The sequence below is a fragment of the Bradyrhizobium lablabi genome (assembly GCF_018129385.1).
GTDB lineage: Bacteria > Pseudomonadota > Alphaproteobacteria > Rhizobiales > Xanthobacteraceae > Bradyrhizobium > Bradyrhizobium lablabi_C.
On sequence record NZ_JAFCLN010000001.1, the window covers coordinates 176,427 to 190,920 of the forward strand.

A 14,494-nucleotide genomic window follows, 5' to 3' on the forward strand; every position below is an offset into this window, starting at 1 on the left:
TGGGCGGGATGAAACCCGCCGGCTTCATCACTGCAAGAAGAACAGGAGACGTCATGATCAACCGTCGTATGCTTCTCGCCGTTGCGGCGGGCCTCGTGTTTTCGGCCTCCGCCGCTCCGGCGCAGGACTGGAAGAGCAAGTATCCCGAACTGGTGTTCGCCAAGATTCCGGATGAGAACGCCTCCGGCACGACCGATCGCTGGACGCCGCTGACGGAGTACCTGTCGCGCGAGCTCGGCACCAAGGTCACGCTGCGCATCGCCAATGACTATGCCGCCGTGATCGAAGGCCAGCGCGCCGGCAATATCCACATCGCCATGTATGGCCCGGCGTCCTACGCCCGCGCCGTCATCGTCGGTGCCAAGGTCGAACCGTTCGCGATCGAGGTGAGCGGCGACGGTACCAAGGGCTACTACTCGGTGCTCTATGTGAAGAGCGACTCGCCCTACAAGGAGATCCAGGACCTGAAGGGCAAGAACCTTTGCCTCGTCGATCCCAATTCGACCTCCGGCAACAACGTGCCGCGCTTCTCGCTGGACAAGATGGGCATCGATCCCGAAAAATTCTTCTCCAAGGTCGTTTACGCCGGCAGCCATGAAAACGCTGTGATCGGCGTTGCGCAGGGCACGTGCGATGCCGCCTTCAACTGGTGGAACGACGAGAAGGAGTCCAACCTGCTGCGCATGGAGCGCAAGGGCATGGCGAAGGCCGCCGATTTCAGGATCATCTTCAAGTCCGAGCAGATCGTGAACTCGCCGATGGCCTATCTCGGCTCGCTGCCGGCCGACCTCAAGGCGGCGATCAAGAAGGCGGTGCTGGAAGTTGCGACCAAGGACAAGGCCGCCTTCGACAAGATTTACGAAGGCAAGCAGCTTCCCTTCCAGGAGGTCGATCACAAGGCCTATGAACCCGTGGTCGAGCTGATCAAGTTCGTCGACAGCATCCGCAAGCAGAAGTCCTGAGGACAGCGGGATGAATGGGCAGCCCTCGGAGGCTGCCCACTTCATAAGAAGGTCGCATGCGCACTGCTGTCCCCGAATACCCGCAAGCCCGGCTGCAAGAATTGGCCGGCCATTATGCCAATGCGGTTGCCGCCAAGCGGCGGCGCATCTGGCTGGGGGTAGCGCTCCTTGTTGTCGCGACGTTTGCCGCGGCCTGGATGGGTGAAGTCAGCCTCGCAAAGTTTTCGGAAAATTTCTGGCGCTTCCCGGCCTACTTCGCGAGCATGGCGCCGAAATTCGCATTTGCGACCGCGTGGGCTGATCTCGCCGAGTGGTTTTGGGGCCTGCCGCGCTGGCTGCGGCTGCTCGGTGACACGTTACTGATCGCCTATGTCGGAACCCTCACCGGAGGGCTCACCGCCTTCGCGCTCTGCTTCCTGGCGTCCGCCAATCTGGTCAAGTCGCAGGCGATCGTCTTCGTGACGCGGCGCTTTCTTGAATTCTGCCGCACCGTGCCGGAAATTGTCTTCGCGCTCGTCTTCGTGCTGGCGTTCGGCCTCGGGCCGCTACCGGGCGTTCTTGCGATTGCGATCCACACCGCCGGCGCCCTCGGCAAGCAATTCGCCGAAGTGGTCGAGAACATCGACAGCAAGCCGATCGAGGGCATCGCGGCGAGCGGGGGAAGCTGGGTTCAGATCGTGCGGTTCGGCGCGGTCCCGCAAGTGCTTTCAAACTTCGCCAGCTACGCGCTGCTGCGTTTCGAGATCAATGTGCGCGGCGCCGCGGTGATGGGATTTGTCGGCGCCGGCGGCATCGGACAGGACCTGATCGAGGCGGTTCGAAAGTTCTATTTCACCGATGTCAGCGCCATCCTCCTGCTGATCATAGCCACCGTCATGACGATCGATTTCATCACCGAGCGCGTGCGCCACCGCCTGATCGGGCTGGAGGGAACGCATCCATGAAGTCCCTTCAGTTTGAAAATCAGGCCACCATCGCGGAACGCTATCCCGAGCTTTTCCGCACCGATTGGCGGCAGCGGTCGAAAATCATCATCGGCCTTGGCGCGGCGGTTGCGCTTTTCGCATACGGGATTTACCAGCTCGACATTCCCTTGAACCGCCTCTCCGACGGCATGCTGCGGCTTGGCAGCTTCCTTCAACTGATGGTGCCGCCGGATCCCGGTTCGTGGTCCCGGGCATTGATCTACCTGCATGCGCTCGGCGAGACGCTGTCGATCGCATTCCTGGGAACGCTGGGCGGGGCGCTGCTGGCGCTGCCGTTCTCGCTGCTGGCGGCGCGCAACGTGGTCGCCAACCGCATCATCCATTTTCTCGCCCGCCGCAGCCTCGACACTATCAGAGGCGTCGACACGCTGATCTGGGCGCTGATCTGGGTTGGCGTCGTAGGCCTTGGCCCGTTCGCCGGTATTCTCGCGGTCATCTGTAGCGATTTCGGCAGCTTCGGAAAGCTGTTTTCCGAGGCGATCGAAGCGGCCGACAAGAAGCCGGTCGAAGGCGTCCAGTCGGCGGGCGGCCACCATCTTCATGGCGTGCGTTTCGGCCTGCTCCCTCAGGTCATCCCGATCCTGCTGAGCCAGGTGCTGTATTATTTTGAATCGAATACCCGCTCGGCGACGATCATCGGGATCGTCGGCGCCGGTGGCATCGGCCTTCAGCTCGCCGAGCAGATCCGTGTGCTGGAATGGCAGAGGGTATCGTTCCTGATCCTGCTGATCCTCATCACGGTGTCGGCCATCGACTGGATTTCGGGCAAGCTGCGCTTTGCGATCATCGGCCGCCGAGCGATCGCCTGATATCAAGTCTCTTCGACGAGGAACTCGACCCGTTCTGCGGCAAAGCGCGAGCGCTTGGTTACCAGCGGCTTGCCGTCGATGCTGACGTCGGTGCTGTCGACCACCAGGACAGGACGTCCGAGTGCAAGATCGAGCCGCATCGCGTCGGTAGCATCCGCAATCGCCGCCGTGATGCGGGTAGACGAGCGGCGATAGTCGCGAATGCCGTAATGCGTGAGCAGCTTTGTCATCGAGCGAGCGCTGGCAAATACGCTGCCGGCATCGGGAAAACGTTCGGCCGATAGCCAGGTGGTGCTGACGCAGATTGGCGTGCGGTCGGCCAGCCGCACGGATTCGATCCGGATCAGCGGCGTACCTGTCTTCAGGCCAAGTTCCCGCGCCAGTTCTCGCGTCGCATTCTCTTCCGACGAGTCGATGAACTGGCCGCGCGGCTCGCGGCCGCCGGCGCCGACGATCTCGGAAAACCGCGTGCGCGACCGCAGGGGGTAGGCGAGGCGTTGCGCCTCGACATAGGTACCGCTGCCACGCTCGGCGCGCACCAGCCCGCGCTCGGCCAGCGTTGCCAGCGCCCGGCGCACGGTGTGGCGGTTGACCCGGTAAGTCTCGGCGATCTCGACTTCGCCCGGCAATTTCTCGCCCGCCGCAAAGCGCCCTTCGGCGATGCCGCGTTCGATCCCGTCGGCGACCTGCCGCCACAATGCCACGCCCGAGGCGGTGTCCTGCATGCTCATGATCGGGGACCGCTATCAGACCGCACAGGAAAAATCACCCCATTGTCACAAAACGGTTATGGCATTTGCCTATCAAGTTGTCTAATAACATAGACAACTTGATTCCGGCAAGGTCGCCCATGATCGCAAGCGTGGAACATAACGAAGGGATGCAGGCGCAGCGCAAGGCGGCGATGGCCGTGCTCGCCCATTCCGACGCTGCCGCGATCGAGCAATGCCTCGAGGCCGTGGCGTTGCCGGCGCATGAGAACCTGCGGCAGCCGGAAAACGGGCTCGTGATGGTGCGCGGCCGCATCGGCGGCGATGGTGCACCGTTCAATCTCGGCGAAGCGACGGTCTCGCGCGCGGCGGTGCGGCTTTCGACCGGCGAGGTCGGGTTCGGCTACACGCTCGGCCGTAACAGCCGCAAGGCGCAGATGATCGCGTTGTGTGATGCCATGGTGCAGTCAAGCGAATTTGCCGCGACCGTGGAAGCAAAAGTGCTGGCGCCGCTGCGGGCGACGGTGGCGGCCACGCGGAGCCGCAAGGCCGCGGAGACCGCGGCAACGCGGGTTGATTTTTACACGATGGTGCGCGGTGAGGGGTAAGCGATGACGACGATCGCCGAGTTACCGGCAGGGTTTGCGGACAAGGTCCTGTCGGCGCAGTCCACCTTCCGTTCCGTGATGGATGCGATAGCGCGCCCGGGCAGCGTGCAGCGGATCAATGCCGTGGCCGGCACGCCGGGCGCGATGATGCGCGGCACCGCCGCCATCGCGCTGACGCTGTTCGATCACGATACGCCGATCTGGCTGGACGCCGGGATGTCCGCGACGTCGGACGTCGCCAAATGGCTCAAGTTCCACACCAGCGCGCCGGTCGTCACGGATTCCTCGATCTGCCATTTTGCGCTGATCGGCGATCCCAAAAGTCTTCCCGCGCTCGATTGCTTTGCTTTTGGCAGCAGTGAGTATCCGGATCGTTCGACGACGCTGATCCTGCAGGTCGAAAGCCTGGCGCGCGGTCCGCTGTTCGAGTTGCAGGGACCGGGCATCGACGGCGCGGCCGTATTGAACGCGACGATCCAGCCGAAAGACCTGTTCGAACGGCTCGCCATCAATGCCGCGCTGTTTCCGCGCGGCATCGATGTCGTGCTGGTGCATGACGACGCCATTGTCGCAATCCCGCGTACGACGCGGGTTGTCGCGAAGGGAGGCTGAGCATGTATGTTGCGGTCAAGGGCGGCGAACGCGCCATCGAGAACGCCCATCGCCTGCTGGCGCATGAGCGGCGCGGCGATCGCGACGTTCCCGAACTCTCGCTTCCGCAGATTTCGGAGCAGCTCACGCTCGGTGTCGATCGTGTGATGACGGAAGGTTCGCTGTACGATCGGGAGCTCGCGGCGCTTGCGATCAAGCAGGCGCGCGGCGACATGATCGAGGCGATCTTTCTGGTGCGCGCATTTCGCGCCACCCTGCCGCGCTTCGGTGCCACCGAGCCCGTCGATACCGGCGCCATGCAGGTGCGGCGACGGATTTCCTCGACATTCAAGGATATTCCGGGTGGGCAGATCCTGGGGCCCACCTTCGACTACACCCATCGCCTGCTGGACCCGCAATTGGCTGACGGGTTTTTGCCCGAGACGCCCGCGACCGGCGAAGCGTCGTCCGCCGCAACGCCGCGCGTCACCGACATTCTGGGCCGGGACGGTTTGATCGAACCGTCGCCTGCAAGCGATGCCGATACGCCCGTCGGCGATCTCACCCGCGAGCCGCTGAGCTTTCCCGCGGACCGCGACCTGCGCCTGCAAAATCTGGCGCGCGCCGATGAAGGCTTTCTGCTGGCGCTGGGATACTCCTCGCAGCGCGGCTATGGCCGCAACCACCCCTTTGCCGGCGAAATCCGCTTTGGCGAAGTGGAAGTGGGGTTCTTCGCGGAGGACGCCGGCTTTGCGGTGCCGCTCGGCTCGATTGAGCTGACCGAGTGCCAGATGGTCAACCAGTTCAAGGGTTCGGCGACCGAGGCCCCATGCTTCACGCGTGGTTATGGCCTCGCGTTCGGGCAGAGCGAACGAAAAACCATGTCGATGGCGCTGGTCGATCGCACCTTGCGCGCACGCGAGCTTGGCGAGGAGGTCAAGGCGCCGGCCCAGGACGAAGAGTTCGTGATGTCGCATTCGGACAATGTGCAGGCGACCGGCTTTGTCGAGCATCTCAAGCTGCCGCACTACGTCGACTTCCAGTCCGAGCTTGGCCTGCTGCGCAAGCTGCGCAAGGAATTTGCCGAGGCTGCCGAGGCGCCCTCCGAGATGAAGGAGGCCGCTGAATGAACGCGCCGGCTTATAATTTCGCCTATCTCGACGAGCAGACCAAGCGGATGATCCGCCGCGCGATCCTCAAGGCGATCGCGATCCCCGGCTATCAGGTGCCGTTCGCCAGCCGCGAAATGCCGATGCCCTATGGCTGGGGCACCGGCGGCGTGCAGGTGACGGCCGCGATCCTCGGTCCCGACGACGTACTGAAGGTGATCGATCAGGGGTCTGACGACACCACCAACGCGATCTCGATCCGAAAGTTCTTCGGCAAGACGGCCGGCGTTGCCACCACGACCTCGACGGCGGAAGCGACCGTGATCCAGACGCGGCACCGGATTCCCGAGGCGCCGCTGCATGCCGGCCAGGTGCTGGTCTATCAGGTACCAATTCCGGAACCGCTGCGTTTTCTCGAGCCACGCGAGACCGAGACGCGGCGCATGCATGCGCTTGCCGAATACGGATTGATGCACGTCAAGCTGTACGAGGACATCGCCCGCTTCGGCCACATCGCGACCTCCTATGCCTATCCGGTGAAGGTCAACGCGCGCTATGTAATGGATCCGTCGCCGACGCCGAAATTCGACAATCCGAAGATGGACAATTGTCCGGCGCTGCAATTGTTCGGCGCGGGCCGCGAGAAGCGCATCTACGCCATCCCGCCGCACACCAATGTGGTGTCGCTGGATTTCGAGGACCATCCGTTCACGCGCTACCGGTTCGATGCGCCTTGCGCATTGTGCGGTGCCGACGATTCCTATCTCGACGAGATCGTCACCGACGACCGCGGCAGCCGGATGTTCGTGTGCTCCGACACCGATTATTGCGAGGGCCGCCAGACGGCCGGCCATCGCGGCAGCGAAAGCGCGGCTCCGCACAAGGAGACGGCGCATGGCTGAGCACATCGACAACGATCAGCCGCTGCTGGTCGCCGAAGGTCTCGGCAAGAACTACGGCCGGCTGACCGCCTGCCGTGACGTGTCGTTCACGCTCTATCCGGGCGAGGTGCTGGCGATCGTGGGCGAGTCCGGATCGGGTAAGTCGACGCTGTTGCAATTGCTGTCGGCGCAACTGGAGCCGAGCGCAGGCCGGGTATCCTACCGGATGCGCGATGGTGTGTTGCGTGACCTCGCCGGCCTTGGCGAAGCCGAGCGCCGTTTCCTGTTCCGCACCGATTGGGGCTACGTGCACCAGGATCCCGCGCAAGGGCTGCGGATGGCGGTCTCTGCCGGCGCCAATGTCGGCGAGCGGCTGATGGCCGTCGGCTGGAATCACTATGGCCGCATCCGCGACACCGCATCCTCCTGGCTGGAACGGGTCGAGATCGATACAGGCCGCATCGACGATGCGCCAAGAACCTATTCCGGCGGCATGCGCCAGCGGCTACAGATCGCGCGCAACCTCGTCACCGATCCGCGCCTGGTGTTCATGGATGAGCCGACCGGCGGGCTCGACGTGTCGGTGCAGGCGCGGCTGCTCGATCTCATGCGTGGCCTCGTCAGCGAGCTCGGGCTTGCCGCCATCGTCGTCACCCATGATCTCGCAGTCGCGCGCCTGCTCTCGCATCGCGTGATGGTGATGAAGGGGGGCCGAGTGATCGAGACCGGATTGACCGATCAGGTGCTCGACGATCCCCGCGAGCCCTATACCCAATTGCTCGTCTCTTCGATTTTGCCGCCGTGAGTGCACCGATGACCGCGATGATCGACATCAGCAACGCCGAAAAGACCTTTACCATGCACTTGCAGGGCGGGGTCGAACTGCCCGTGGTGCGCGGCGTCTCGTTCCATGTCGATCCCGGCGAGTGCGTGGTGCTGTCAGGCCCTTCGGGTGCCGGAAAGTCGTCGATCCTGAAGATGATCTTTGGCAATTATCGCTGCGATGCCGGCCGCATCGGCATCCGTCATCAGGGCACCGTGATCGACCTGGCTGCCGCCGAACCACGGCAGGTGTTGAGCGTGCGTCGCTCTACCATCGGCTATGTCAGTCAGTTCCTGCGCGCGGTGCCGAGGGTTGCGACCATCGACGTGGTCGCGGAGCCCTTGATCGCGAACGGGATCGGGCGCGCCGAGGCGCGCGAAAAGGCGGGTGTCTTGCTGCGCCGCCTCAACATTCCCGAACGGCTGTGGCCGTTGCCGCCGTCTACCTTCTCGGGCGGCGAGCAGCAGCGCGTCAACATCGCGCATGGTTTCATTTCCGACCTGCCGATCCTGCTGCTGGACGAGCCGACCGCCTCGCTCGACGCCGCTAACCGCGCCGTCGTGGTGCAATTGATCGAGGAGAAGAAACGCCAGGGCGTCGCGATGGTCGCCATTGTTCACGACGACGAGATTCGCCATCTGATCGCCGACCGCATCGTTGACGTGACGTCGTTCGCTGCCGCGGCTTGAAGGAAGCTTGCAAATGACTTCGACCAAACCCGAAACCATCCTCGGTAACGCCCGCATCGTTCTGGCCGATCGCGTGATCGAGCAGGGCTGGGTTGCGCTGGCCGATGGCCGTATCGCCGAATTCGGGGAAGGCAAGGCCCCCGCCGGCAGCGAGGATGCGGGCGGCGACTTGATCATGCCGGGGCTAATCGAGCTGCATACCGATCACCTCGAAGCGCATTATGTGCCGCGCCCAAAAGTGTTCTGGAATCCCATCGCGTCCGTGATCTCCTATGACGGACAGCTCGCGACCGCGGGCATCACCACGGTGCTGGATTCGCTGCGGGTCTGGCGCGAGGACGGCGCCGAAGAGGTTGACGGCCGCGCCGGCATACTGGCGGCGGCGATTTCGGCGGCGCGTGAGGAGGACCTGCTGCGCGCCGATCACTTCCTGCATCTGCGCTGTGAAATCCCGATGCCGAGTGTGGTCGAGGAGGCGAAGGAGCTGATCGGGCGGCCCGACGTGCGGCTGATGTCGCTGATGGACCATACGCCGGGGCAGCGGCAGTTCCGCGACGAAGTCAAGCTGCGCGATTATTACCGCGGCAAGGGCGGCGGCATGACCGATGCCCAGCTCGACGAGCTGTTCGAGCGGCGCTTCGCCTATCAGAAGACGTACGCGGCCGACAATATGCGAGCGATCGTCGCGCTGGCGCACGAATACAACATTCCGCTCGCGAGCCATGACGACACGACCGACGAGAACGTCGTTGATGCCGTCCGCGACCGCGTGGCGGTAGCGGAGTTTCCGACCACCATGGAGGCCGCGCGCGGCCTGCACGGGGCCGGCATCGATATCCTGATGGGTGCGCCGAACGTGGTGCGGGGTGGATCGCATTCCGGCAACATCGCCGCCGTCACGCTGGCCCGCGAGGGGCTGCTCGACATCTTGTCCTCCGACTACATTCCGTCGAGCCTGCTGATGGCGGCGCTGCAATTGCCGCGCGAGGTTCCTGCGATCGATTTGGCAGCAGCGGTCCGCACCGTCACCAAGACACCGGCCGAGGCGGTCGGCCTTGCCGACCGCGGCGAGATCGCCATCGGCAAGCGGGCGGACCTGATCCGCGTGCACGTGGCCCGCGATCTTCCGGTAGTACGCAGCGTGTGGCGCGAGGGGCAGCGGGTGGCATGACCGAAACATTGACGATACCGGAAGTTGAGAGCGGCAGGATCGGACCTGGCAGACTTGTCCTCGTGGTGGGCCCGAGCGGTGCCGGCAAGGATACGTTGCTCGGGCTGGCACGGGCCGCCTGCGTTGACGACGGCAACATTGTCTTTCCGCGGCGCGTGGTGACGCGGGAAGCGTCAAGCGCCGAAGACAACGAGCAGATGAGTCCGGAGGCCTTCCAGCAGGCGCTCGCGCAGGGAACGTTCGCGATGAACTGGGAGGCGCATGGCCATCGCTATGGCCTGCCCCGTGCGATCGACGAGGACATCCGCGCCGGACGTACGGTCGTCGTCAATGTGTCGCGCACCGTGATCGATGAAGCGCGCCGCACCTATCTCGACGTTGTCGTGGTGTCGATCACTGCTCCCGCGGACGTTCTCGCCGCGCGACTCGCGATGCGCTCGCGCAGCAGCGACGGCAGCATCGATCAGCGGCTTTCCCGCAAGGTGGATGACGGCGCACCGCCGGACGTTACCATCGTCAATGTCTCAAGCGCGGAATTCCATGCGCGCCAGCTCGTCCGGGCTATCAAGGGCGCTCGATGGGATGAATAAGCGATCCCGGATGCTCGGAGAATTTGAATGACCGTAGTCGCAACCATCGAACAGCTTGAGGCGATCTATGGTTTCCCGAATGACGCTTCCACCGTGAAAGTGGCTGACAGGGTCACGCCGCCATACCGGGTCCTGATCGAGAAATCGCCGTTCGCGGCATTGGCGACCAGCGGGCCGGAAGGCCTCGATTGTTCGCCGCGTGGCGATTTGCCGGGCTTCGTTCGCATTCACGATGACAGGACGCTGATGATGCCGGATCGTCGTGGCAACAACCGCGTCGATTCCCTGCGCAACATCGTGCGCGATCCCCGCGTCGCGCTGCTGTTTCTCATTCCGGGCTCCGGCACAACGCTGCGCATCAACGGTCGCGCGCACTTGTCCGTCGACCCGGACCTGCTGGCTTCATTCAAGATGGAAGGCAAGGCGCCGCGCACCGTCATCGTCATGGCGGTGGAGGAAATCTATTTCCAGTGTGCCCGCGCCATCGTTCGCTCCGACCTCTGGAATCCCGACAAGCGCGTCGATCCTAAGACGCTGCCAACGCCTGGCGAGATCCTTGCCGGCATGAGCGACAATACGGTCGGCGGCGAAAAATACGACCGGGAATGGCCCGAACGCGCGCGCCAGACGATGTGGTGATGCGCCGTACCGTGCGCGCCGCGAGATAGGTTCGCGTCGTGCCAAGAGCGCCAATTCACCTTTAAGCACAATACGTTACGTGGCATCAGTGTACCGGGCCGGCGCAGGCCCGGTTCTACTGTGCATGGGGTTGTTTTCGATATTTTGAGTCCGGCCCTTCTAACCGCGCCTTACGCTCGCACCACCATCGACCGGCAGCGTTACGCCGGTGATGAAGCCGGCCTCGTCGGATGCAAGAAACAGCGCGGCGTTGGCGACGTCCCAACCGGTGCCCATCTTCCGGCGCAGCGGCACCTTGCTGTCGCGTTCCGCCTCGACCTCGGCGCGGCTCTTCTTGAACTCGCGGGCGCGGGTGTCGACTGCCATCGGCGTGTTCATGAGACCGGGCAGGATGACGTTGGCGCGGATGCCGTATTCGGCATTCTGATAGGCGAGCTGTTCGGTGAAGGCGATCATCGCCGATTTGGTCGCCTTGTAGGCGACATACGGATAGGTCGTGATCGCCGCCATCGAAGAGATGTTGATGATGGCGCCGCTGCGCTGCTCGCGCATGATCGGGATCACGTGCTTGGCCGCCAGGATGCAGCTCTTGAGGTTGATCGCCACGACGCGGTCGAAAGCTTCCTCGGTGATGGCGAGCAGCTCGGCGTCGCCGCCGGAGAGGCTGACGCCGACATTGTTGTGCAGGACATCGATACGGCCCCACCGTCCATGCGCATCCGCCACCATGGCCTTGATATCGGCGTCGCTGGTGACGTCTGCCTTGCAGGCCGCCGCGATGCCGCCCTTCGCCGCGATCAGATCGACGGTCTCCTGCGCCGAATCCGCGTGGTGATCGACACACAGCACTTTCGCGCCCTCGCGGGCAAAGGTCAGTGCGGTGGCCCGACCGTTGCCGATCCCTTCGCCGGGACTTTGTCCGGCGCCGACGACGATGGCGATGCGATCCTTCAGACGCATGTCAGTTCACTCCCGGAATCGGATACTGCTGGAGTACCTCTTTGTAATAGGGCTCGTTGTCGATCTGCATGGTGGCCAGCACGCGGACGACAGCGCAGTAGAAGGCGATCGTGAGCACGAGGTCGGTCATGTGCTCGTCGGACAAGTCCTTCTTGATTTCGGCGAAGGTGGCGTCAGACATGGCGAGATGGCGGACCATTTCGCGGGCGCCCTTCAGGATCGCTTTTGCCAGCGGTTCCAGCCTGGACGGCTTGCCCTCGGTCTCCGCCATCAACCCTTCGATATCTTCGTCAGTGACGCCGAACTCCTTGCCGATCTTCACGTGATGGGTGAATTCATATTCCGATTTCTCGAGCCATCCGACCTGGAGGATGGCGAGTTCGCGCAGGCGGGGATCGAGCTTGCTCTTGTGGCGGATGTAGCCGCCGAGGCCGCTGAAGGCGCGCGCCATGTCGGGCGAATTGACCAGCAGCTTGTGCAGATTGGTATTGCGCTTGAGCATGTCCCGGTATTCGGGCGCGACCTGGTCGGCCTCGAGATAGGGCAGGCGGGCCATCTTGTTTCTCCCCGTTCGGCTCTCTGCTGAGCCTGCATGGCCCGGAGCCTGTTCTTCACGTGGGAGTTGAGACATATCCGGCCGGCGCGGTAAAGGCGCCAGCAGGCCGATACGTGCAGACCGGCCCTGCGTCGAGGGCAGCGAATGCGCTTTGGGGGAAGGGTGGCTAGTAGTCCCTCTCGCGGTGTACGTCGTGGACCACGATGCCCATGCCGTGCGCCGGAATTTCCAGCCAGTCGCGGCGCATCAGCGTCCGGCGCGTATCTTCAAGGCCGCTCTGCCAGTGCTCGCGCATGGAGGTTGCCGAGAACTCGTGATCCTTGGAGTCGCCTTCGTAGGCCTTCTGCTGATAAATCAAATGCAGGATCGTGATTTCGGGCAGATGGGCCAGCTTCTCGCGCATCTCACGTTCGCGGTCGCTCAATTGCTCTTCCGGGACCTTCAACAGCGCCTTGTAGTATTCGGTCTTCAGATTGTTCATGCGCTTGTAGATGTCGGTGTTATGGCGCGCGCGCGAGGAGTACATGATGTCCTTGTGGCGGGCCATCACTTCCTGAATGTCGCGCGGCAGCGCGCCGCGGGCGCTGAAGAGGTCGACCTGGAACACCAGCGAGTTCAGCCGGTCGTCCTGATCGAGCAGATGCTGAAGCGGCGTGTTGGAGACAATGCCGCCATCCCAGAAATGATCGGTACCGATCCTCACCATCGGCAGCGCGGGCGGCAACGCGCCGCTCGCCATCACGTGCTCGGGCGCGATCACTTCCTTCTTGTTGTCGAAGTACAGGAAGTTGCCGGTGAGCACGTTGACCGCGCCGACTGCGAAATGCATTTTTCGAGCGTTGATGAGATCGAAGTCGACCAGTTCCAGCAAGGTCTCGCGTAGCGGCGTGGTGTCGTAATAGCTGGTGGCGGTCTTCGCACCGGCCGGGCTGAACCAGGGATTGACGTCGTGCGGCTTGAAGAAGCCGGGCTGGCCCAGTGTCGACGTTAGGAACGAGCTCGTGAGGTTGCGCGCCTTGCGGTAGACGTCGCCATCGGGCGTATAGTGCCAGATCTTTCGGGCGGTGATCCGGTCCCAGAAGATGCGCAGCTTTTCGAGGCGCTGCTCGGGCGGGTTGCCGGCGATGATGGCGGAATTGATGGCGCCGATCGATACGCCGCAGACCCAGTCCGGCTCCATGCCGGCTTCATGCAAGGCCTGATACACGCCGGCCTGATAGGCGCCCAGCGCACCGCCGCCCTGCAGCACCAGCGCCACGCGATGACAACGGTCCGGCCGCCAGGCCGTCGAAGCTGCTGTTTCCGAACCCGGCGTGCGCGCGTCCATCGTGATGCTCTCTTCTTGATCTTGATCGGGCGCAGAATTCAAAAATGCGATGACGCTGGTGTGACACATCCGGCTCTTCGCTCGCCTGCGCGGGTGCGGAAATTATCGGCTCGCGGTGGTCAGTCGCTTCATACCTCTGTCAAAGACGGACACTAGCAATTGCGGCAAGCGCTCAATGCTGGGCTACGGACAACAGGGGGTATCCGATGCGCAAGGCCGATGTGCTGAAACTTCCGTCAATGCCGATGGCCGGCCCGAGCTATCCGGCAGGACCGTATCGCTTCATCAATCGCGAATTCCTCGTCATCACCTATGAGACCGATCCGGATCTGATCCGTGCGGGCCTGCCCGAACCGCTCGAGCCGGTCGACCAGCCGATCGTGCATTATGAATGGATCAAGATGCCCGACAGCTCCGGCTTCGGCAGCTACACCGAGTCTGGCCTCGTGATCCCGGCCCGCTTCAATGGCGAAGAGGTCAACTTCGTTTCGCAGATGTATCTCGACGACGATCCGCCGATCGCTGCCGGCCGCGAGATCTGGGGCTTTCCCAAGAAGTACGCTCACCCGAAACTTGAAGTGGTGAAGGACACCCTGACCGGCACGCTGGAATATGCCAGCCAGCTCGTCGCCATGGGCACCATGGGCTACAAGCACGAGGCGATGGCCGGCAACGGCGAATTGACCCGCGCCACGCTCTCGAAAACGCAGATCAACCTGAAGCTTATCCCGGGCGTCGATGGCCGTGCCGAGGTCTGCCAACTGGTCGCGATCAATCTGGCCGATATCGTCGTGAAGGGATCGTGGATCGGACCCGGACGGCTTCATCTCATTCCACACGTCAATGCGCCGGTGGCCGATTTTCCGGTGCGGCGCGTGGTCGGCGCACATCATTTCCTGGCCGATCTGACGCTGCCCTATGGCCGCGTGGTCTATGACTACAACAAAGAGACCGATGACCTCGCCGAGGCCGCTGAATAGCGGCCTGACACATATCTGTAACATCGGCGTCATTGAATAGGGCGGTTTGGAGCCGGTGAGACAGGCTGGCGATATTTGATTTCGATAGTGCAGGGTGTGTCCC

At 63.2% G+C, this 14,494-nt stretch carries 17 protein-coding genes; 13 read left to right on the forward strand and 4 right to left on the reverse strand.

Features of this window, described 5'->3' with window-relative positions; genetic code table 11:
* Positions 1-53 precede the first annotated feature (53 nt).
* From phnD to phnE (JQ628_RS00850), 3 genes are read left to right on the forward strand one after another with little or no spacing between them, the layout of a single operon-like run.
* Complete coding sequence (gene phnD, locus JQ628_RS00840) at positions 54-962, forward strand: phosphonate ABC transporter substrate-binding protein (protein ID WP_212217737.1); 909 nt, start codon at positions 54-56, stop codon at positions 960-962.
* A gap of 56 nt (positions 963-1,018) precedes the next feature.
* Complete coding sequence (gene phnE / locus JQ628_RS00845; protein ID WP_212217740.1) at positions 1,019-1,906, forward strand: phosphonate ABC transporter, permease protein PhnE; 888 nt, start codon at positions 1,019-1,021, stop codon at positions 1,904-1,906.
* Positions 1,903-2,757 carry a phosphonate ABC transporter, permease protein PhnE gene (gene phnE, locus JQ628_RS00850; RefSeq protein ID WP_212217743.1) on the forward strand — a complete coding sequence of 285 codons (855 nt, stop codon included), beginning with the start codon at positions 1,903-1,905 and terminating at the stop codon, positions 2,755-2,757. Before phnE (JQ628_RS00845) ends, phnE (JQ628_RS00850) begins: the two co-directional genes overlap by 4 nt.
* A 2-nt stretch (positions 2,758-2,759) precedes the next feature.
* Here phnE (JQ628_RS00850) and phnF read toward each other — a convergent pair whose 3' ends face one another.
* Positions 2,760-3,488, reverse strand: coding sequence for a phosphonate metabolism transcriptional regulator PhnF (gene phnF / locus JQ628_RS00855; protein ID WP_212217746.1), 729 nt, complete (start codon positions 3,486-3,488; stop codon positions 2,760-2,762).
* A gap of 119 nt (positions 3,489-3,607) precedes the next feature.
* Here phnF and phnG point away from each other — a divergent pair, with 119 nt between their 5' ends.
* From phnG to JQ628_RS00900, 9 genes are read left to right on the forward strand one after another with little or no spacing between them, the layout of a single operon-like run.
* A complete protein-coding gene (phnG, locus tag JQ628_RS00860; RefSeq protein WP_212217748.1) occupies positions 3,608-4,075 on the forward strand; it encodes a phosphonate C-P lyase system protein PhnG in 468 nt (155 codons plus the stop codon).
* A 3-nt stretch (positions 4,076-4,078) separates the two neighbouring features.
* Positions 4,079-4,687 (forward strand): phosphonate C-P lyase system protein PhnH, encoded by a 609-nt coding sequence (gene phnH, locus JQ628_RS00865; protein ID WP_212217751.1) that lies wholly within the window; start codon positions 4,079-4,081, stop codon positions 4,685-4,687.
* Positions 4,688-4,689: 2 nt separating this feature from the next.
* Complete coding sequence (locus JQ628_RS00870; protein WP_212217754.1) at positions 4,690-5,796, forward strand: carbon-phosphorus lyase complex subunit PhnI; 1,107 nt, start codon at positions 4,690-4,692, stop codon at positions 5,794-5,796.
* Positions 5,793-6,677, forward strand: a complete 885-nt coding sequence (locus tag JQ628_RS00875) for an alpha-D-ribose 1-methylphosphonate 5-phosphate C-P-lyase PhnJ (protein ID WP_212217757.1) — start codon at positions 5,793-5,795, stop codon at positions 6,675-6,677. The genes JQ628_RS00870 and JQ628_RS00875 overlap by 4 nt, the downstream gene beginning before the upstream one ends.
* Positions 6,670-7,461, forward strand: a complete 792-nt coding sequence (phnK, locus tag JQ628_RS00880; RefSeq protein WP_212217760.1) for a phosphonate C-P lyase system protein PhnK — start codon at positions 6,670-6,672, stop codon at positions 7,459-7,461. Before JQ628_RS00875 ends, phnK begins: the two co-directional genes overlap by 8 nt.
* An 8-nt stretch (positions 7,462-7,469) precedes the next feature.
* Complete coding sequence (phnL, locus tag JQ628_RS00885) at positions 7,470-8,168, forward strand: phosphonate C-P lyase system protein PhnL (RefSeq protein WP_212217763.1); 699 nt, start codon at positions 7,470-7,472, stop codon at positions 8,166-8,168.
* A 13-nt stretch (positions 8,169-8,181) separates the two neighbouring features.
* Positions 8,182-9,339, forward strand: coding sequence for an alpha-D-ribose 1-methylphosphonate 5-triphosphate diphosphatase (locus JQ628_RS00890; RefSeq protein WP_212217766.1), 1,158 nt, complete (start codon positions 8,182-8,184; stop codon positions 9,337-9,339).
* Positions 9,336-9,929, forward strand: coding sequence for a phosphonate metabolism protein/1,5-bisphosphokinase (PRPP-forming) PhnN (gene phnN, locus JQ628_RS00895; RefSeq protein ID WP_212217769.1), 594 nt, complete (start codon positions 9,336-9,338; stop codon positions 9,927-9,929). Before JQ628_RS00890 ends, phnN begins: the two co-directional genes overlap by 4 nt.
* 27 nt (positions 9,930-9,956) lie before the next feature.
* Positions 9,957-10,568 carry a pyridoxamine 5'-phosphate oxidase family protein gene (locus JQ628_RS00900; RefSeq protein WP_212217772.1) on the forward strand — a complete coding sequence of 204 codons (612 nt, stop codon included), beginning with the start codon at positions 9,957-9,959 and terminating at the stop codon, positions 10,566-10,568.
* A 159-nt stretch (positions 10,569-10,727) separates the two neighbouring features.
* Here JQ628_RS00900 and JQ628_RS00905 read toward each other — a convergent pair whose 3' ends face one another.
* The 3 genes from JQ628_RS00905 to JQ628_RS00915 all read right to left on the reverse strand — a co-directional run bounded on the left by JQ628_RS00905 (position 10,728) and on the right by JQ628_RS00915 (position 13,411).
* On the reverse strand, positions 10,728-11,528 hold the full coding sequence (locus JQ628_RS00905) for an SDR family NAD(P)-dependent oxidoreductase (RefSeq protein ID WP_212217775.1): 801 nt from the start codon (positions 11,526-11,528) through the stop codon (positions 10,728-10,730).
* A 1-nt stretch (position 11,529) separates the two neighbouring features.
* Positions 11,530-12,084 (reverse strand): carboxymuconolactone decarboxylase family protein, encoded by a 555-nt coding sequence (locus JQ628_RS00910; RefSeq protein ID WP_212217778.1) that lies wholly within the window; start codon positions 12,082-12,084, stop codon positions 11,530-11,532.
* Between the two features lie 166 nt (positions 12,085-12,250).
* Positions 12,251-13,411, reverse strand: coding sequence for a patatin-like phospholipase family protein (locus JQ628_RS00915; protein WP_212217782.1), 1,161 nt, complete (start codon positions 13,409-13,411; stop codon positions 12,251-12,253).
* Positions 13,412-13,617: 206 nt separating this feature from the next.
* Here JQ628_RS00915 and JQ628_RS00920 point away from each other — a divergent pair, with 206 nt between their 5' ends.
* Positions 13,618-14,391 carry an acetoacetate decarboxylase gene (locus tag JQ628_RS00920; protein ID WP_212217785.1) on the forward strand — a complete coding sequence of 258 codons (774 nt, stop codon included), beginning with the start codon at positions 13,618-13,620 and terminating at the stop codon, positions 14,389-14,391.
* The last annotated feature ends 103 nt before the right edge of the window (positions 14,392-14,494 follow it).

Coding starts and splice junctions, on each gene's coding strand:
- phnE (WP_212217740.1), top strand. CDS start 1,019: ATGCGCACTGCTGTCCCCGAATACCCGCAAGCCCGGCTGCAAGAATTG.
- JQ628_RS00915 (WP_212217782.1), bottom strand. CDS start 13,411: ATGGACGCGCGCACGCCGGGTTCGGAAACAGCAGCTTCGACGGCCTGG.
- JQ628_RS00910 (WP_212217778.1), bottom strand. CDS start 12,084: ATGGCCCGCCTGCCCTATCTCGAGGCCGACCAGGTCGCGCCCGAATAC.
- JQ628_RS00870 (WP_212217754.1), top strand. CDS start 4,690: ATGTATGTTGCGGTCAAGGGCGGCGAACGCGCCATCGAGAACGCCCAT.
- phnG (WP_212217748.1), top strand. CDS start 3,608: ATGATCGCAAGCGTGGAACATAACGAAGGGATGCAGGCGCAGCGCAAG.
- JQ628_RS00900 (WP_212217772.1), top strand. CDS start 9,957: ATGACCGTAGTCGCAACCATCGAACAGCTTGAGGCGATCTATGGTTTC.
- JQ628_RS00905 (WP_212217775.1), bottom strand. CDS start 11,528: ATGCGTCTGAAGGATCGCATCGCCATCGTCGTCGGCGCCGGACAAAGT.
- phnD (WP_212217737.1), top strand. CDS start 54: ATGATCAACCGTCGTATGCTTCTCGCCGTTGCGGCGGGCCTCGTGTTT.
- phnN (WP_212217769.1), top strand. CDS start 9,336: ATGACCGAAACATTGACGATACCGGAAGTTGAGAGCGGCAGGATCGGA.
- phnK (WP_212217760.1), top strand. CDS start 6,670: ATGGCTGAGCACATCGACAACGATCAGCCGCTGCTGGTCGCCGAAGGT.
- JQ628_RS00890 (WP_212217766.1), top strand. CDS start 8,182: ATGACTTCGACCAAACCCGAAACCATCCTCGGTAACGCCCGCATCGTT.
- phnF (WP_212217746.1), bottom strand. CDS start 3,488: ATGAGCATGCAGGACACCGCCTCGGGCGTGGCATTGTGGCGGCAGGTC.
- phnE (WP_212217743.1), top strand. CDS start 1,903: ATGAAGTCCCTTCAGTTTGAAAATCAGGCCACCATCGCGGAACGCTAT.
- JQ628_RS00875 (WP_212217757.1), top strand. CDS start 5,793: ATGAACGCGCCGGCTTATAATTTCGCCTATCTCGACGAGCAGACCAAG.
- JQ628_RS00920 (WP_212217785.1), top strand. CDS start 13,618: ATGCGCAAGGCCGATGTGCTGAAACTTCCGTCAATGCCGATGGCCGGC.
- phnH (WP_212217751.1), top strand. CDS start 4,079: ATGACGACGATCGCCGAGTTACCGGCAGGGTTTGCGGACAAGGTCCTG.
- phnL (WP_212217763.1), top strand. CDS start 7,470: ATGACCGCGATGATCGACATCAGCAACGCCGAAAAGACCTTTACCATG.